Annotated in this window: 16 protein-coding genes; 3 read left to right on the top strand and 13 right to left on the bottom strand. The window is 68.8% G+C overall.

All coding sequences use genetic code 11. The features are described 5' to 3' along the window. Nucleotides 1-55: 55 nt before the first annotated feature. From E6N53_RS13905 to E6N53_RS13935, 6 genes are all read right to left on the bottom strand, one after another. Nucleotides 56-382: a NifU family protein gene (locus tag E6N53_RS13905; protein ID WP_103424056.1), complete on the bottom strand. Its 327-nt coding sequence runs from the start codon at nucleotides 380-382 to the stop codon at nucleotides 56-58. A gap of 145 nt (nucleotides 383-527) precedes the next feature. After that, on the bottom strand, nucleotides 528-1988 hold the full coding sequence (locus E6N53_RS13910; RefSeq protein WP_142860158.1) for an LVIVD repeat-containing protein: 1461 nt from the start codon (nucleotides 1986-1988) through the stop codon (nucleotides 528-530). Nucleotides 1989-2580: 592 nt separating this feature from the next. After that, entirely contained in the window at nucleotides 2581-3552 is a 972-nt protein-coding gene (locus E6N53_RS13920; protein ID WP_136590698.1) for an ROK family protein, read from the bottom strand. Nucleotides 3553-3698: 146 nt separating this feature from the next. Further along, entirely contained in the window at nucleotides 3699-4157 is a 459-nt protein-coding gene (locus E6N53_RS13925; RefSeq protein WP_142860162.1) for a universal stress protein, read from the bottom strand. 78 nt (nucleotides 4158-4235) lie between these two features. Next, nucleotides 4236-4619, bottom strand: a complete 384-nt coding sequence (locus tag E6N53_RS13930; RefSeq protein ID WP_136590700.1) for a DUF5611 family protein — start codon at nucleotides 4617-4619, stop codon at nucleotides 4236-4238. Nucleotides 4620-4682: 63 nt separating this feature from the next. Beyond that, nucleotides 4683-5885, bottom strand: a complete 1203-nt coding sequence (locus E6N53_RS13935) for a DUF7093 family protein (protein WP_142860164.1) — start codon at nucleotides 5883-5885, stop codon at nucleotides 4683-4685. Between the two features lie 140 nt (nucleotides 5886-6025). Here E6N53_RS13935 and E6N53_RS13940 point away from each other — a divergent pair, with 140 nt between their 5' ends. Together E6N53_RS13940 and ygfZ are read left to right on the top strand one after the other, a co-directional pair. Further along, a complete protein-coding gene (locus E6N53_RS13940; protein ID WP_136603116.1) occupies nucleotides 6026-6325 on the top strand; it encodes a DUF6432 family protein in 300 nt (99 codons plus the stop codon). 48 nt (nucleotides 6326-6373) lie between these two features. Beyond that, entirely contained in the window at nucleotides 6374-7501 is a 1128-nt protein-coding gene (gene ygfZ, locus E6N53_RS13945) for a CAF17-like 4Fe-4S cluster assembly/insertion protein YgfZ (RefSeq protein WP_142860166.1), read from the top strand. An 11-nt stretch (nucleotides 7502-7512) separates the two neighbouring features. Here ygfZ and E6N53_RS13950 read toward each other — a convergent pair whose 3' ends face one another. Both E6N53_RS13950 and E6N53_RS13955 read right to left on the bottom strand, forming a co-directional pair. Further along, nucleotides 7513-8595 carry a geranylgeranyl reductase family protein gene (locus E6N53_RS13950; RefSeq protein WP_142860168.1) on the bottom strand — a complete coding sequence of 361 codons (1083 nt, stop codon included), beginning with the start codon at nucleotides 8593-8595 and terminating at the stop codon, nucleotides 7513-7515. A 76-nt stretch (nucleotides 8596-8671) separates the two neighbouring features. After that, entirely contained in the window at nucleotides 8672-9655 is a 984-nt protein-coding gene (locus tag E6N53_RS13955) for a WD40/YVTN/BNR-like repeat-containing protein (protein ID WP_142860170.1), read from the bottom strand. An 89-nt stretch (nucleotides 9656-9744) separates the two neighbouring features. Between E6N53_RS13955 and E6N53_RS13960 the strand changes: the two genes are divergently transcribed. Next, nucleotides 9745-10878, top strand: a complete 1134-nt coding sequence (locus E6N53_RS13960) for a serine hydrolase domain-containing protein (RefSeq protein ID WP_142860172.1) — start codon at nucleotides 9745-9747, stop codon at nucleotides 10876-10878. A 1-nt stretch (nucleotide 10879) separates the two neighbouring features. Here the strand turns inward: E6N53_RS13960 and E6N53_RS13965 are convergent, their stop codons facing one another. From E6N53_RS13965 to E6N53_RS13985, 5 genes are all read right to left on the bottom strand, one after another. After that, nucleotides 10880-11299: a hypothetical protein gene (locus E6N53_RS13965; protein WP_142860174.1), complete on the bottom strand. Its 420-nt coding sequence runs from the start codon at nucleotides 11297-11299 to the stop codon at nucleotides 10880-10882. A 38-nt stretch (nucleotides 11300-11337) separates the two neighbouring features. Continuing rightward, complete coding sequence (locus E6N53_RS13970; protein WP_142860176.1) at nucleotides 11338-11754, bottom strand: DUF8059 family membrane protein; 417 nt, start codon at nucleotides 11752-11754, stop codon at nucleotides 11338-11340. An 84-nt stretch (nucleotides 11755-11838) separates the two neighbouring features. Next, nucleotides 11839-14793: an excinuclease ABC subunit UvrA gene (uvrA, locus tag E6N53_RS13975; RefSeq protein ID WP_142860178.1), complete on the bottom strand. Its 2955-nt coding sequence runs from the start codon at nucleotides 14791-14793 to the stop codon at nucleotides 11839-11841. 86 nt (nucleotides 14794-14879) lie between these two features. Further along, entirely contained in the window at nucleotides 14880-16142 is a 1263-nt protein-coding gene (locus E6N53_RS13980) for a coiled-coil domain-containing protein (RefSeq protein ID WP_142860180.1), read from the bottom strand. 146 nt (nucleotides 16143-16288) lie between these two features. After that, nucleotides 16289-16645, bottom strand: a complete 357-nt coding sequence (locus tag E6N53_RS13985; protein WP_136590711.1) for a cell division protein SepF — start codon at nucleotides 16643-16645, stop codon at nucleotides 16289-16291. Nucleotides 16646-16668 lie beyond the last annotated feature (23 nt).

Here is a 16668-nt window from a genome sequence, read left to right on the forward strand (position 1 = left end):
ACGCACACGCGTTCGGAGCGGCCGTGAGCGGTCGTGAGCGTGAAGACGTCCGGGGTCAGAAGTGGTCCGAGCCCTCGGTCGAGAACTGGAGTTCCCCGCCGCGGCCGCCCTCGACCGTGTCTGAGGTCATCTCGCCGGTGTCCGGGACCCGCACGACGACGTCTCGGACCTCCTCGAAGTCGCGGATGAGGTCGGCCTTGATGTTCTGGGCCGTGATGTTGCTAATACCGCAGTGCGAACACGTCCCGCCGAGTTCGACGACGACCTCGCCGGTTTCGGGGTTCGCCTCGCGGACGACGCTCTCTCCCCCGTGCATCTGGATGATGGGCATCTGGCCGACCATCCACGTCTCGATGCGCTCTTTCAGCGGTTCGTCACTCATTGCTCCCCTCTTGGGTGTCCAGCTATGGGTAGGTTACGGTTTCGTGAATCGACCATGAAGAACACGCGACAGCGGGCCGGCAGCCACGGAGGGTCGGCGCGGCAGCCACGGACCTTCCCGTGCGGCTCGGCGAGGGGGAGAGCCCTCACTCCGACTCGCGGCGTCGGAGCCACCAGCTCCCGAGACCGAGCGCGGTCAGCGCCCCGCCGACACCGAACCCGGGGACCGAAACCGTCGACCCCGAGCCTGAGCCCGGGTCCGGCCCCGACTCACCCCGCGAGGTCGTCCCGTTCCTCGCCGTCGACGTCGCTGTGCCGGTCGGGAGGTGATCGACCTGCTCACCAGCGCGGTCAGGGAAGGTGTAGAGGCGGCCCGGGACGTCGTCGACGCCGCGGCTCGACGCGACGAAGAACTCACTCTGTCCGACCGACTGTGCCGTCCAGAAGCTCGCTTCGGTCGGTGACCGCCACCACGACTCTTCCGTCGGGTCGCCGGGGTCGGAGACGTCGTGTCGCTTCACCCCGCCCTGGTACCACGACGTGTAGAGCGTCTCCTCGCGGAGTTCGAGGTTGTGGGCCGTCGTCCACGTCCCGTCGAAGGTGGGGTCGTCGCTGGCGGGCGGTGGAACCGTCGCCAGTCGCTCCGGGGCCGCGAGGTCAGAGACGTCCCAGAGGTCGACACCGCTCGGCCCGCCGACGATTCGGTTCGAGCGACCGTCGCTGCCCTCGTCGACACGGACACCGAACGTCTCCTTGCCGACAGCGAGGAGGTCGCCGTCGAGCGTCGCGTAGTGGTGGTTTCCCGGAGGCGTGACGGCTGGCCTGGGTCCCACAGCGAGTCTGTCGGGCGCGGGTGCCTCGACGCTCCCCAGTGCGGTCATCGCCGTCGGGTCGGCGACGTCGACCAGCCAGGTTCCGGCGTCCCACAGCGCGCAGACGGCGACACCGTCGTGGACCGTGACGTCGTGGAGCGTGCGGCGGTTCGCGTCCACGTCTGCCCAGCCGTCGGCCGCGTCGAGGAGGGACCACTGCCCGAGTGCTGTCGGACGGGTGGGGGCGGACACGTCGACGACGACGAGCGCGTTCCGGTCGCCGTCGTTGGCGGTGAGGTACGCACGGCCGTCGGCGACGTCACAGTTGTGGACGGGGTAGTCGGTCTCGAAGAAGCCGCGCTCGACCGGGGCGGCCGGGTCGGACACGTCGACGACGAGGAGGCCCGAGAGCGCGTCCCACCGAGGGTGTGCCGGCCCCGCCACGACCAGGGTGTCGCCGTCGAGTTTCACGTCCTGGATGTTCGTGAGCGGTCCGTGTTCGTCCGCGCTTCGGAGGCCAGTCCGTCGCGTGAGGACTCGGGGGGAAGCGGGGTCCGAGACGTCGACGCTGGCGTATCCGTCGCCGGTCGCGACGTACGCCGTCGGCCCGTCGCCGACGACGGCTTCGGTTGCCCCGGGCACGTCGACGGCCCCAAGCGGGGCGTACCCCTCGTCGGTGTCACCGGTGACCGTCCCGGCGGAGCCGCCGCCCTCGTGCGCGCTCGCGGGGAGCGTTCCAGCAGCCACTCCGACCCCGAGGGCAGCGGCCCCGCGGAGTGCGTCGCGGCGTCGCATGGCCGTCGTTGGGACCGCAGGTGAATAAGCCGTCCGCGAGGGCGCGCGTGGCGGAAGCGCATCGCCTCGCGCCAGTTTGAGTTACGTTCGTGGTTCTTTTTCGAATCTGTATAAGGATGTACGAAGTATTCCGAGCCATACGAACACATAACGGGCAAGATATTTGTGATAGGACACGATATGTCCGATAAGAATGAGAGTGTGTGAACGGTGTGAAGAACCCGTCGAACGCGTGCTGAGACACCGCGCGTACGGTGCCTCGATGACGCATCGGGTGACCAGATGGCTCTGCACTGACTGTCATCCGACGCCCCCACGTCGGGGTCGGTCCGGGCGCGCCGACGCGGGTCGAGCGTCCGACTCGGTCGTGACCGACGGGGGGACGGCGACCGCGTGTCCACGGTGTGCCGCCTCGACGGTCAACGTCCACGGGATATACGACTGCGTCGAGTGTCACTGGCACAGCTACTGACGACCCGGGGAACGACACGCTCGGCGTCGGCTCGTCCGACAGACGCGCCCGTGCTGCTCGCCTTACAGGCGAGCCCGGTCGCCGATACCCCCTGCGAAGACACAGGCGACACCGCCAGACCTACAGTCTGGCTCGGTCGCCCGTACCTCCGGTCATCGCGCTCGCGACGGCGCCTTTCACCACGACCTCGTCGCCCAGCGAGGTGAGCTGGATGTCGGGGACGTTGACCATCACCATGTCGTCGACGCGTTCGCGGATGGGGTCGACGACCTGGTCGGGGTTCCGGAGCGCGACGGCCCCGCCGATGTAGATGACGATGGGGGCGTACGCGTGGATGACGTTGGCGACACCCATCGCGTTCCAGTGGCAGAGCTGGTCGATGACGTAGTCGGCGAACTCGTCGTCGCCGGCCCGTTCGAAGACGTCCACGGCGGAGAAGTCGGGGTCCTCGACGGGGAGGTCGGTCTCGACGTTCGCGTCCTCCTGATACAGTTCGTAGGCGTACCGCGGGATGTTCTTCCCGGAGCAGTAGCCCTCCCAGTGGCCATCGTGGCCGCAGCCGCAGGTCATGAAGCCGTGTGGGTCGACCGTCATGTGACCCACTTCGCCGGCGTTACCGTCCCAGCCCGAGAGGACGTGGCCGTCGATACAGACGCCCGCGCCGATACCGGTCGAGATGGTGATGTAGACGACGTCGTCGGGGTTGCGTTCGGAGTGGAAGCGCTCGCCGATGACGCCGGCGTTCGTGTCGTTGTGTAAGAAAACGCGGTCGGTGTCGAGCAGGACCGAGAGCGGTCCGGTGAGCGGGATGCGGTCGATCGTGTCGGGGAGGTTCGCCGGGTTCTCGACGGCGCCCTCGGCGAGGTCGAGCGGTCCGATGGAGCCGATGCCCGCCGCGACGGCCTCGTCGGGTTCGATGCCGGCCTCGTCGCAGGCTCGCCGGGTGACCTCGAGGACGGCCTCGGTGACGGCGATGCCCGTCGGGCCGCGCGGCGTGCCGCGCTTGCCGTTGCCGATGATCGTCCCCTCGGCGTCCGCGACGACCGCCCTGACGTTTGTGGCCCCCAGGTCGACACCAACGTAGTACGTCATTGTCCTCACTGGCACGCGCCGACCACTTAATCAGGGTGGTTCCAGCTATCGAACCGGAGAACAGAACGCGGGCAGCGGTGTCAGCTACCGCTGTTCGTGTGCGGGAGCGTCGGGACGAGACGTGACGGAGTCGACCCCGGCGTCGGTCACTTGGTGTCGGCGCGGACGAACGTCACCGGACAGGGGGATTCGAGCATCACTTCCTGAGCGGTGCTCCCGAAGACGGCCTTGCCAGCGGGCGAGCGCTTCCGCCCGCCGACGATGACGAGGTCGGCGTCGACGTCCTTCGCGATCTGGACGATCTCCTTGCCGCGGTCGCCGACACCGCCGCGGACCTCGTACTCCATGCCGGCGGCCTCGAGCATCTTCCCGAGTTCGCGCGTCGTCGTGTGTCGGCGGGCGGCGTCGCCGGGTGTCGCCTCCTCGGCGTTCGGGTCGATCTCCAGCGCGTCGAGGGTATCTTCGTACTCCTCGTCGGTGAACACGTGCGCGAGGACGACGTGTGCGTCGGCCCCCACGCCGATGTCGATCGTCTCCTCGCCGAGTCGTTCGTACCGGTCGGCGTCGGTCGGTCCCACAGCCAGCAGGATGGTGTCGAGACTCATCGTCGGGATGACGTTTGCCGGCCGGTAACTTAAAAGGCGGTTGCGTACGCGGGCGAACGGGCGAACCGGGCGTGCCGCTCAGTAGTCCGGGGCGTCGTCTTCGACGGCGCGTTTCATCGAGTCACGCCGGGACTTCGCGTCGCGGCCCGTCACCTCGAGGAGGAAGTCGTTCTTCGCGGAGACGGCGTCCTGGGCGTGGTCCGCGAGCCCCTTCTCGAGGATCTCCGCGGCCTCGTGTTCTTCGAAGTGGACGGCGAGTTGGTCCTTCTTGCCGCTGTACGTCGCCGCGCCGGCGACGATGCGCTTGAACACCGGGTTGTCCGGTTCGTCGACGACGTACAGTTCGTGCCCGTTCCACTCGTCGGTGCCCGTGACGGGACCGAAGTAGCGTTCGATGGTCGCCTTGAGGTCCGGGGCGTTCTCCTCGAGCGTCTCGCCCCGTCGCATCTTGTACTCCTTCATGCTCCGTCGTTTGGCAGGCGATGGTTTACCTGTTTCGTCACTCTCGAGCGGAAAAAGGGGTGCTCACCGCTCCCGCTCGGCGATATACCCCTGTTGGCACTCGGGGCAGATGTCACCCGTTCGGAGCGACGAGTCCAGCGGACGGGTGTGGCCACAGCTCGGACAGTAGTACTCCGTCTCGACACCGGGGCGGGGCGGGGCGGTGGTGCTGTCGCCCGCGCTGACGATAGTCCCGTCGCCGTCACGCTGTTCGACGGTGTTGTCGAGGTAGGCCGTCTCGTAGTCGTCGTCCTGACTCTGGCTCCGACTCTGGCCGTTCGTCGACTGTGGAGTGAGTTCGTTACCGTAGGCCATCCCCGGTCCGCCGGCCGTCGCCGCGCCGGCCGAGAAGCCCTCGTCCTCGCGCTCGTGAGCGGGCCACGCGCCTTCGGTCGACTCGGCCGTCTCCGTCGAGGTGTCGACCGGCTCGGACGACTCGTCTGGGCCGCCGCCCATCAGTTCGGCGTCTTCCTCGGCTGCCCGCTCGGCGAGCGAGCGCGGCTCCTCCCCGTCGTCGGTCTCCGCGTCACCGTCGGTATCGGCCGGGCCGTCGGCGTCCACCTCGGCAGCGTTCGTGGGCACGTCGGTGTCGGCGTCGGCACCGCCCGTCGACCCGTTCGACGGGGCCGTATCGTCGCTGTCGGGCCACTCGCCGTACCCCCGTTCGGGTGCCGCGTCATCGTCGTCGAGGATGACCGCGTCCTCCTCCTCTGGGTCGGCCGGTTCGTCGAATCCGGCCTCCGCGCGCTCGATGAGCGACTGCTTCGACTCGGCCGCGTCCGCGTCTTCTTCGGAGGTAGGCTGTGGCCCGGGAGCGGGCGGCGTCTCCGACGACGCCTCCACACTCGCACCCGCGTCACCATCGGCGGTCACCGACTCGGCGGCGGTTCGGGGAGCCGACGGGTCCGGTGTCGACTCCAGCGCCGGACCGTCACTGGTCGGGTCACCCGCGTCGGGACCCAACGGGGACGTCCCGTCGTCGACGTCCGCGCCCTGCGTGTTGCTCGCGGGGGCGACCGCGTCGGCGTCCCGCCGTTCCTGGCGGACGTCGTCTTCCATGCGGATGGCTCTGACCTCGGTGCTCTCGGAGAGCACTTGTTCCTCGCCGCACCGCCGACAGCGCCGAATCTCGCGCTCTGTCACCACCATCTCGCTCCCATCCTCCTCGTGCTCGCGAACGACACCCGACGGGCCGAAGTCGTGTCCGAGCAGGCACCTGAGACCCATGATGCTCCACTGTTCCCGAGTCGACAGCAAAAAACTACCCCCAGCGTCAGACGACCGTCTGACTTCCGTCACGCCCCCGAGACCACCGCTCGGCGGAGGGGAGCCAACAGTATAAACCATCGGCGCTCGATGCAACAGATATGAGAGCGCGGCGGGAGTTCCGGAAGCGAAAGGACATCGACGTCGCCATCCTCGACGCCCTCGTCGACCGGGCCTCGGAGGGCATGACCGTCTACGAACTGCGGGCCGTCGTCGACGCCGACATCGACGCCATCGGCGAGGCGCTCGACCGTCTCAAGTCGGACTCGCTCATCACCGTCGAGGGCGAGGACGACCGCGTACGCATCATGCCCGCAGACCGGGTCGTCCCCGACCCCGGCGAGGCACCCGACGACGACCAGAGCCTGTTCGAGAGACTCCGCAGTCGGCTCGGCCTCTGACGGCCCGAAGTCCGTACCGTTTTCCCCGCTGCGGCCGTCTCGACGGACATGACGCTCGTAGGCGACCTCCACGAGGAACACGGTGCGGTCTACACCGAGCGCGGCGGGGTCGACGTCGTCGACCATTACGGCCGCCCCGAACGCACCCACCGGGCGGTGCGAAACGGTGTCGGCGTCATCGAGATGGGCTACGGCGTGCTCGTCGTCGAGGGCGACGACCGCGTCGACTTCGTCGACAACGCCGTCTCGAACCGCGTCCCCGACGCTGAGGGGGAGGGCTGTTACGCGCTCCTCTTGGACCCGCAGGGCCGCGTCGAGACCGAACTGTTCGTCTACAACGCGGGCGAGCGCCTGCTCTGCTTCACGCCGCCGGCTCGACTCGACCCGCTCCTCGCCGACTGGCGCGAGAAGATATTCATCCAGGACGTCCAGTTGCGCGACGCCTCGGCCGACTTCGGCGTCTTCGGCGTCCACGGCCCGCGCTCGACGGAGAAAATCGCGTCCGTTCTGAACCACGCCGGCGCGCCCGAAGAGCCGTTCTCGTTCGTGCGCGGGTCGATGGCCGACGTCGGCGTCACCGTCGTCGCCACCGACGCACCCACCGGCGAGGAAGGGTACGAGGTCGTCTGTCCCGCCGACCAGGCCGAGGAGCTGTTCGACACGCTCCTCACGCGGGGGAACGCCGCCATCCCGGTCGGCTATCGGACGTGGGACACGCTCACGGCCGAGGCCGGGACGCCGCTGTTCGAATCTGAACTCGAGGGCCGCATCCCGAACGTCGTCGGCGTCCGTTCCGCCCTCGATTTCGACAAGGGCTGTTACGTCGGCCAGGAGGTCGTCTCGAAGGTCGAGAACCGGGGGCAGCCGAGCCAGCGACTCGTCGGCCTCCTCCCGCAGGAACGCCCCGAGGCGGACGCCGCGGTGTTCGCGGGCGACGAGGCGGTCGGCGAGGTGACGCGCGCCGTCGAGAGCCCGCTTCTCGACGGCCCCATCGCGCTGGCGTTCGTCGACTACGACCTGCCCGACCGGGACGACGACCTCACCGTCCGGGTCGACGGTGAGGCGGTCGCGACCGAACTCGCCCGACTGCCGTTCGTCGAGGGCAGCGCCCAGTCGGGACGGCTCCCGCGGTACTCCGACTACGACTCCGAGGCCACGAGCGGCGAATCCGCGTAGTCACGCGCCGCTCACCGCCCAACGAGCTTCTTCAGTCCCTGCTTCGAGAAGAGCGAGGTGGGTCGGTCCATGTGGACGCCGATCTCGCCCGAGAGCGCCCGCAGCCCGAACTGCTGGACGGGTTCGGGGAGCGAGTAACACCGTCGGACCCAGTGGCCGAGGCTGATCTCGCGGGCGAGGTCCTCGCGCCACGCGGTCTCGTAGTCGGCCAGCGTCGACGGGGCGTCGGGTTCGATGGTTCGGACCGCGTGGTCCGCGGCGGTCATGCCGTAGAGGATGCCGCCGCCGGTGAACGGCTTGGTCTGAGCGGCCGCGTCACCGATCAGGAAAGCGCGGTCGGTCGTCACCGTCTCGGGCGGACCGATGGGAATCGCCCCCGAACAGAAGTGGTCGGTGTCGACGTCGTACTGGTGAGTGAGTGTGTCGAACATCTCGTTGACCGACGCGCCGGGCGGGGCCGCGAGGCCGTACTCGACGCCCGCCTCGCCGCGGGGGATGCGCCACGCGAAGAAGCGCGGGACGGTGAGGTGGACGTCGACGTAGTCGCCGTGGTCGACCTCGTCGGAGAACGCGAGGACGCCGTGGAGCGTCTCGCCCGGTTCGGGCAGGCCGAGCGACCGACGGACCCGCGAGACCGGGCCGTCACAGCCGGCGACCATCTTCGCCGTGACCTCCTCTGTCGCTCCCTCGTGTTTGACCGTGAGGACGACGCAGTCGTCGTGTTCGTCGACACCCGTCACCGTGTGTCGTTCGCGGACGTCCGCGCCCGCCTCGCGGGCGAGGTCCGCGAGCGTCCGGTCGAGTTCGACACGGTCGATGACGTTCGAGACCTCCTCGCGCTTGTAGAAGCGACGCGCGCCGGTCTTCGGGCCGCCGACGTGGAAGTCCGCCCCGTAGATGCGGTTCTGGAACAGATGGTCTGTCGCCTCCGGCGGCAGGAAGTCCCAGATGTCGGTCGAGACGTGTCCAGAGCACGCGAGCGGCGTCCCTACCTCGCCTTTCTCGAGGGCGAGGACGTCGTAGCCGGCCTCGGCGGCCCGGCGAGCGAACCGGGCGCCTGCGGGGCCGACTCCCACCACGACGAAATCGTACATCGCCTCACCCTATCGGGAGCGCGAGTAAATATCTTCTCGAAACGACGTGTCCGCTCCGTGCGTCGGCGGTGCCCGTTCAGACGGCTGTGAGCCCCGCGACGGCTGCGTCGTCGGGGACGGAGAGGGGAAGCCTGGACCATATTTCGCCGTCGGGTGCGCGGAACAACCCCGCGTTCGACAGCGCGTAGAAGCCCTCGTCACCGACCGCGAGGACGTACCGCGTCACTCCCTCGCCCGTCGGCAGTCCGTCGACGCGGTCCCACGGGGCCGCGCCGCGCTTCCGGTAGAGGTACGTCTCCGCCGACCCGGCGCGATGGGCGCTCGTCGCACCGCGGGCGGCGGAGAGGAGTCGATGGTCGGGGTCTGCGGGGTCGACGACAACGCTCCAGCAGTACCGATGCGCGAGCCCCTCCTGTGGGTGGTGCCACGTCTCCCCACCGTCGGTGGTCTCGGCGTAGCCGTCGCCGGCGGCACAGTACGCCCGGCCCGGTGCACCGGCGTGGGTCGCCATCGAGTGGGTGTCCCGTCTCGACCCCGCGACGCGGTCTTCCCACGTCTCGCCGCCGTCGTGGGTCTGGACGAGTGCACCGGCCTCGACGGCGACGTAGAGGTGTGCCGGGTCGTGTGGGTCGACTTCGATCCACCGGACGTGGTGGGTGTGGGGTCGTGGCGGGAACGCCCACGACGACGCGGAAGGGAGGTCGGTGAGGGCGTCGCAGGCGGTCCACGCGTCGGCAGCCGGGGAGCGATACACCCGGCTCGGTTCGGTCCCGGCCCACCAGGTGACGTCACCGTTGCCCGACGGCGCACACGTGAGGCTCGTGACCCGGTCGTGGTCGATACCGTCGACGGCGTGCCAGGTCTCGCCCGCGTCCGCCGAGCGGAAGAGGCCGTGGTCGGCCGTACCACAGCAGACGGTGTCGCCGTCGACGGGCGAGACGGCGATGCACTGGAGCGAGGCGTCGGCTGTCGGCGTCGTCCTCTCACGGACGTCCGTCTCGTCGTCACCGACGTCGACGACGGCGACGCGGTCGGGAAGGGTGGCGTAGAGCCGGTCCATACGGCCCGATAGGCGCGCGAGTCTGAAAGCGGCGGCGGCGCGCCCGCTCGTCCCCAACGTATTTCACGCCCTCACCAGTCTCCCTCCACATGTCAGCTAGTCCGTTCGACGCGAGCGGTCCCGAGCGCGTCCGCCACCTGTTCGACGCGCACCTCGACGCGGGCCTCCACCACGGTGCCCAACTCGCCGTCTTTGCCGACGGCGAGTGCGTCCTCGACGTCGCCGGCGGCGTCACCGGACCCGAGGGAGCGGAGACGACGCCCGGGCAGCGTCACCTGCTCTTCTCGTGTACGAAGCCCTACGCGGGCGTCTGCCTCCACCACCTCCGCGACCAGGGGGCGCTGGACTACGACGACCCCGTCGTCGACCACTGGCCGGAGTTCGCCCGCGGCGACGACCGGAAGGCCGACGTGACGGTTCGGCACGTCCTCTCTCACCAGGCCGGTCTCCCGACGACGGGGTTCGAGGAGCGACCCGAAGAGTGGGGCGACTGGGACGCCGCCGTGACGGCGATGGAAGACGCCGACCTCGTGTTCGAGCCGGGCGAGACCGCGGCGTACCACTCGCTCTCGTACGGGTTTCTGGTGGGTGAACTCGTCCGGCGGGTCTCGGGGACGCCCGTCGACGAGTACGCCCGCGAACACGTCTTCGACCCGCTGGGGATGGACGACACGAGCATCGGCCTCCCCGACGACGTCGCGGGCGACGAGGTCGCGACGCTGGTCGGCTTCGAACCGTACGACGCCTGCCGGGAGGCCGGGGCGGGTCTCGACACGAGCACGAAAGACGCCGCGGCGCTGTTCAACAGAACGTCCATCCAGCGGGCGGTCGTCCCCGCCGCGACGGGTATCGGCACCGCCCGGGACATGGCCCGCTTCTACGCCTGTCTCGCGAACGGCGGCGAACTCGACGGAGTTCGACTCCTCGAAGCGGAGACGGTCGCCGAGGCGACCGCCTGTCAGGTCGAGGTCGAACGCGACGGGACGATGGGCGTCCCGAGTCGGTACGCGCTCGGGTTCGGCTGCGGCGGCACGCCGTGGGACAAGTACGGGTCGCTCTCTCCTCTCGAAACGTTCGGCCACGGCGGCCTGGGGAGCATCGTCGGCTGGGCCGACCCCGGCGGCGTGGCGATGGCGTACGTCACCAACGGCGTCCGCCACGAGTACGAACACGGCGCACGGGTGAACACGATGGCCGACGCCGTGCGGACGGTGTTCGACTGAGCTATCCGTCGGACTCGGCACTGGCTCCGACCGTCTCCCGGAGGCGTGACGCCCAGCCCCGATAGCCGAGGGCGTACGCACCGGCGTAGACGGCGGTCGTGAACCCGACACCGAGAACACGCGCGGGAGAGCGTCCCGTCGTCGGCGCGGCGTCGAGGACACCCAAGAAGAACACGACGGGGAGTCCCAGCGCGAGCGTCAGCGCGACAGTCCAGAAGAACCACGCCCCGAGCGGGCCGACGGGGCGGCTCGACCACCAGAACCACGTCGCGACCGGCGCGGCGAGCGCAGCCACCACCACGAGGTCGGAGACGGGAGGGGACACCGACAGCGCGTCGACGACGACACTGACCGGGACGACGAGCAACAGGAGCCAGCCGACGAACGCGAGGAGGAGGTCGAGGGGCGAGCGGGAGGGCACGGCTGTCGTGGCGACCGCCACGGGCAAAACTCCGGGGGTCAGTCGTCGGCCGGGGTCGCGCCTCGCGTCGGACCACCCCCGCCGAGGTCCGTCGTCGCGGCCTGCCAGGCCATGACGACCATGGCCGCGATGAGACAGAGCCCCCAGACGAAGACGGCCGGGAGGAGGAACGTGACGCCGAAACCGACGCCTACCCACACGCTCACCGGCAGGAGCCACTGGCCGACGACGAACAGCCCCGTCACCGCGGCGCGGAGCGTGCCGGTCAGAGCGAACGCGTCGACGGCGAATCCCATGACGATGGCGAGAATCGAGAGCACGCCGAGGTGGGCGTGCCCGCCGACCAGCCAGCCCGGTACCGCGACGCCGCCCGCGGCCAGCGAGTGCTGGTACATCCCGACGAGCATCATGGCTGTCAGTCCGAGGAACCCGGAGGTCTTGAGTACACGAGTCATGGTAACACGTGTCAATGTAACGGGTGGAGCAACCTGTAGACACCACCTGAGTACTCCGGCCGACGAGGAGACGACGGACCGACCTCAGTCGTCGTCGCTCGGGGGCGTCGCCTTCTCAGGTCGGCGGTCCGAGCGTGGCCCCGCGAGTTCGACCGCGGGGAGGAGGTCTCGCAGGTAGCGCCCGGTGTGAGAGGCGTCGGTACGGGCCACCTCCTCGGGCGTACCGTGGGCGACGATTTCGCCCCCGTCCTCGCCGCCCTCCGGCCCCAGGTCGACGATGCGGTCGGCGTTCTTCACGAGGTCGAGTTCGTGCTCGATGACGACGACGGTGTTGCCGTTGTCGACGAGTCGGTGCAACACCTCGATGAGCTTCCGTTCGTCCTCCTTGTGGAGGCCCGTGGTGGGTTCGTCGAGGAGGTAGAGGGTGTTGCCCGAGTCCTTCTTCCCGAGTTCTTCGGCGAGTTTCACGCGCTGGGCTTCGCCCCCCGAGAGCGTCGTGGAGGGCTGTCCCAGACGCATGTAGCCGAGGCCGACGTCCTTCAGGAGTTTCAATCTCCGCCGAATCTGGGAGTTGGCCTCGAAGAACTCGTACGCCTCGTCGACCTCCATCCCCAGGACGTCCGCGATGGTCTTGCCCTTGTACGTGACGTCCAGGGTCTCGTCGTTGTAGCGGTCGCCGTCACAGTCCTCACAGGGGACGTAGACGTCCGAGAGGAAGTTCATCTCGATTTTGACCGTCCCCTGCCCACCGCAGGCCTCACACCGTCCGCCCTTGACGTTGAACGAGAAGCGCCCCTTCTTGTAACCACGCTGTTTCGACAGTTTGGTCTCGGCGAACAGTTCGCGGACGTAGTCGAAGACCCCGGTGTACGTCGCGGGGTTCGACCGCGGCGTCCGACCGATGGGCGACTGGTCGATGAGTCGCACCGTCTCGATGTCGTCGATGCCCTCGATGGCGTCGTGTTCGCCGGGGTCGACCGAGGTGTTGTCGTTCATCCGGCGGGCGAGTCCCTTGTAGAGGATGTCGTGGATGAGCGTCGACTTCCCCGACCCGGAGACGCCCGTAATCGCCGTGAACGTCCCGAGCGGAAGGTCGACGTCGAGGTCCTTCAGGTTGTGCTGACGGGCCCCCCGGACGGTGAGCGCACCCGACGACTCCCGGCGCTCGTCGGGGACGGGAATCTGCTTCCGCCCCGAGAGGTACTCCGCGGTGACCGAGTCGTCGACGGCACAGACGTCGTCGAAGTCCCCCTGTGCGACGACCTCGCCGCCGCGTTTGCCCGGGCCGGGACCCATGTCGATGATGTTGTCCGCGCGGCGCATCGTCTCCTCGTCGTGTTCGACGACGATGAGCGTGTTACCGAGGTCGCGGAGGCCCTCGAGCGTGTTGAGCAGGCGGTCGTTGTCGCGCTGGTGGAGGCCGATGGAGGGCTCGTCGAGGACGTAGAGGACGCCGACGAGTCCGGAGCCGACCTGCGTCGCGAGGCGGATGCGCTGGCTCTCGCCGCCCGAGAGGGTGGAGGCCTCACGGTCGAGCGTCAGGTACTCGAGCCCGACCTCGCACATGAAGCCGAGGCGGGCACGAATCTCCTTCAGAATCTCCTCGGCGATGGTCCGCTCGCGCTCGCCCATCTCCGCTTCCATCCCCTCGAAGTGGTCGAGGGCGTCGCCGATGCTCATCCGGTTGACCTCGGTGATGGCGGTGCCCTGCACGAGGACCGACCGCGACTGCGGCTTCAGGCGCGTGCCGTCACAGGCGGGACAGGTGGTGACCGCCATGTACTTCTCGATGTGGTCGCGCGTCGACTCCGAGTCGGTCTCGACGTGCCGACGTTCGAGGTTGGGGATGACGCCCTCGAACCGCTTCGTCTTCCGTCGGGTGCCGTTCTTCGTCTGCCGCTCGAACACCACCTCCTCGTCGGTGCCGTAGAGGAACTGTCGCTGGACGTCGGGAGCGAGGTCCTCGAACGGCGTCGACACGGAGACGCCGAAGTGCCGCGCCACGGAGTCCAGCCGCGTGCGGTAGTACGACCGGTTGTAGCTCCAGGGCTCGAAGACGTGTTTGATGGGCTGGGCGGGGTCGGTGACGACGAGGCCCTCGTCGACCTCCTTCGTGTTGCCGATGCCCTCACACTCGGGACAGGCGCCGTGCGGGGAGTTGAACGAGAACGACCGCGTCTCGATTTCGGAGAAGTCGATGCCGCAGTGGGTACAGGCGAGCGACTCGGAGAACTCCACCACCAGTCGAGCGTCGCCCTCCCCGGCGAGGTCGCCCGTCGACCGGCTCTCGACGCCGAGGTGCACTCCTTCAGGCGGGTCGGGGAGGATGACCTTCAGCACCCCGCCAGCCTCTTCGAGGGCCGTCTCGACCGAGTCGGTGATGCGCGAGCGGGCCTCCTTCGACACCTTCACGCGGTCGACCACCACGTCGACGGTGTGGTCGTAGTTCTCGTCGAGGTCGGGTTTCTCGTACGCGAGGTCGTACTCCTCGCCGTCGACCTCGACTCTCGAATAGCCCTCGGCGACGAGTTCGTCGAAGCGGTCCTTGAACGCCCCTTTCTGGTCGCGAACGACCGGGGCACACAGCTTCGCTTTCGTCCCCTCGGGGAGCGAGAGGATGCGCGACACCATGTTCGACGCCGACTGTTCGCCGACCTCGCGGCCGCACTCGGGACAGTGCGGGGTGCCGACGCGGGCGTACAGGAGTCGGAGGTAGTCGTGTAACTCCGTCACCGTCCCGACGGTCGAGCGGGGGTTGTTCGCCGCGTTCTTCTGGTCGATGGAGATGGCGGGCGAGAGACCCTCCACGGACTCGACCTGCGGTTTGTCCATCTGTCCCAGGAAGTTGCGGGCGTACGCCGACAGCGACTCGATGTACCGCCGTTGGCCCTCGGCGTAAATCGTCTCGAACGCCAGCGACGACTTACCCGACCCCGACAGCCCCGTGACGACCGTGAACTGCTCGCGAGGGATCTGGACGTCGAGGTCCTTCAGGTTGTGTTCCTCTGCACCTCGAACCTCGATGAAGTCCTTGCTCATCTGAATCCGGGTAAGGAATCAGCGGGGGAATACCCATCGGTTGCCCCGACCGGGACGACCCAACGGACGAGCGACCCCCGTCGTCGTCAGCGGTCGACGCGACCGCGGAGCCGACCCGCGAAGACGAACACGAACAGGGCGACGACGGCCACGAGGACACCGAACCCGGGGAACTGCGTGCTCGTCTCCGTGCCGTCGGTCGGCTGTTCGTCCGTCGCGGTCGGCTCGGCGTCGGACCCGTCAGCCGGGCCCGCCGCCGTGGTCGTTCCGTCGGTTCCGGCGGAGACGGAGAGCGCCGCGACCACGTCGGTGAGGGCACTCGTCTCCGCCGCGAGCGTGGTGCCCGTCTCGAGGGCCGCAGTCGAGCGGTTGAGCGCGCTGGCCACTTCGGCCGCAGTCTCGTTCGTGGTCGCCGAGAGCGCCGCCGCGTCGTCGTCCTGTGCGTCGAGGAGCGACTGGAACTCGCCGACGTCTGCGGGGTGGCTCGGACCGGGCACGGCGAGTGCCTCGGCGAACGTGAACGACTGCGCAGCGAGCGCCGACTGACCGCCGCTTCCGCCCCCACCGGCTCCCGACCCATCGCCACCGGGGCCGTCACCGGCGTACTGGCGCGCCGCCGCGCGCTGCTCGCGCATCCCCTGTCGAAGCCCGGCCGCTTCGCGCTGTTGGGCGCGGACGCTCGCTCGCACCCCCGCGAGCGTGCCGTTCTCGGCTCGCAGTTGCGTGCGGAGTCGTGTCGCGGTCGCGTTCTGTTCGCGAGCCTGCGTCCGGAGGCGGTCGAGCGTCGCCGCGTCGCTCCCGTTGCGCAGCTGTGCGGTGAGTCGGGCGAGCTCGCGGTTCTGCGTCCGCAGCTGTGCCTGCGTGCGCTGTCGCTCGCGGAGCTGGTCGCCGAGACGCGCCAGCGCCCGCGCCTGCTCGCGGGTGCGTGTCTGTACCGCCGTCATGGTCTGTGCTTGGGTCCGTAGCTGCGTCCGAAGCCGCATCGCGGCCTGTCGCTGGCCGGCCGTCGCGGCGGGACCGCCGAGGTTGTCGGCGACCCGGACCTGCTCGCGGTGGCGCTCACGGAGTCGGTCGAGCGTCGCGTTCGTCTCGTTCAACCGTTCGCGGAGCCGCTCGTGCGAGCGGCGCTGTGCGGTGAGCGAGTCGTTCAGACGGTCGAGCGTCCGGTTCTGTTCGCGGAGTCGCGTCTGGAGCGCGTCGACGCCGGGGTCGTCCGTCTGTGCGACGACGGCGACGGGGGTGTGGCCCGTCACCGACTCGACGGCGACGAGACCCGCCACGGGGCTGGTGGAGACCACGAGGACGAGCAGCGTGACGAGCACGGTGCGAAGGGTCCGAGATATCGTCATCCCACATAAATTTGCTTTTTCAGTACAAGACTGTTTCCGGTAGTCGCGCCGAACGTCAGGTTCGCTGAGATGACGGGGCGACGTCCGCGACGCTCGGGAGTCGTGTGTCGGCGAGAGAAAGCCTCAGTTCGGCGTCAGCGGGACCGTCAGGCGAGTTTGCGGCGGGAGATGCCACAGCCCTGCGGGACGATGATAATCTGGTCGTCGCCCTTCTGGACGATGTCGCCGTCGACCTCGCGGGCGACCTGCTGGAGGTCGTCGATGATGTGCTCCATCGTGCTGTCGTTGATGCGGAGGCGGGTGACGTCGGCGATGACGATGTCGCCGTCGTAGACGGCGTCTTTGATGGCGATGACGTCCGTCTGGCCGCCGATTTCGGCGATGTGAACCTGCGTGCGTGCCTCACCGCCGCGGGCGGTGTCGAAGTCGTCCAGGTCGAGCGTGACGTAGTCGTCCGTGCTGTGACTCTGCCCCCCACTCAGGAGCTTATTCATGATTCCCATGCACAGTACAGTGCGATGTGGGG

The sequence above is a fragment of the Salinigranum halophilum genome (genome assembly GCF_007004735.1).
GTDB lineage: Archaea > Halobacteriota > Halobacteria > Halobacteriales > Haloferacaceae > Salinigranum > Salinigranum halophilum.

What these genes read in the sequence shown, in the direction of transcription:
- ygfZ (WP_142860166.1), top strand. Translation starts at nt 6,374, where the DNA reads ATGACGCTCGTAGGCGACCTCCACGAGGAACACGGTGCGGTCTACACC.
- E6N53_RS13925 (WP_142860162.1), bottom strand. Translation starts at nt 4,157, where the DNA reads ATGAGTCTCGACACCATCCTGCTGGCTGTGGGACCGACCGACGCCGAC.
- E6N53_RS13985 (WP_136590711.1), bottom strand. Translation starts at nt 16,645, where the DNA reads ATGGGAATCATGAATAAGCTCCTGAGTGGGGGGCAGAGTCACAGCACG.
- E6N53_RS13950 (WP_142860168.1), bottom strand. Translation starts at nt 8,595, where the DNA reads ATGTACGATTTCGTCGTGGTGGGAGTCGGCCCCGCAGGCGCCCGGTTC.
- E6N53_RS13970 (WP_142860176.1), bottom strand. Translation starts at nt 11,754, where the DNA reads ATGACTCGTGTACTCAAGACCTCCGGGTTCCTCGGACTGACAGCCATG.
- E6N53_RS13930 (WP_136590700.1), bottom strand. Translation starts at nt 4,619, where the DNA reads ATGAAGGAGTACAAGATGCGACGGGGCGAGACGCTCGAGGAGAACGCC.
- E6N53_RS13960 (WP_142860172.1), top strand. Translation starts at nt 9,745, where the DNA reads ATGTCAGCTAGTCCGTTCGACGCGAGCGGTCCCGAGCGCGTCCGCCAC.
- uvrA (WP_142860178.1), bottom strand. Translation starts at nt 14,793, where the DNA reads ATGAGCAAGGACTTCATCGAGGTTCGAGGTGCAGAGGAACACAACCTG.
- E6N53_RS13905 (WP_103424056.1), bottom strand. Translation starts at nt 382, where the DNA reads ATGAGTGACGAACCGCTGAAAGAGCGCATCGAGACGTGGATGGTCGGC.
- E6N53_RS13935 (WP_142860164.1), bottom strand. Translation starts at nt 5,885, where the DNA reads ATGGGTCTCAGGTGCCTGCTCGGACACGACTTCGGCCCGTCGGGTGTC.
- E6N53_RS13980 (WP_142860180.1), bottom strand. Translation starts at nt 16,142, where the DNA reads ATGACGATATCTCGGACCCTTCGCACCGTGCTCGTCACGCTGCTCGTC.
- E6N53_RS13920 (WP_136590698.1), bottom strand. Translation starts at nt 3,552, where the DNA reads ATGACGTACTACGTTGGTGTCGACCTGGGGGCCACAAACGTCAGGGCG.
- E6N53_RS13940 (WP_136603116.1), top strand. Translation starts at nt 6,026, where the DNA reads ATGAGAGCGCGGCGGGAGTTCCGGAAGCGAAAGGACATCGACGTCGCC.
- E6N53_RS13910 (WP_142860158.1), bottom strand. Translation starts at nt 1,988, where the DNA reads ATGCGACGCCGCGACGCACTCCGCGGGGCCGCTGCCCTCGGGGTCGGA.
- E6N53_RS13955 (WP_142860170.1), bottom strand. Translation starts at nt 9,655, where the DNA reads ATGGACCGGCTCTACGCCACCCTTCCCGACCGCGTCGCCGTCGTCGAC.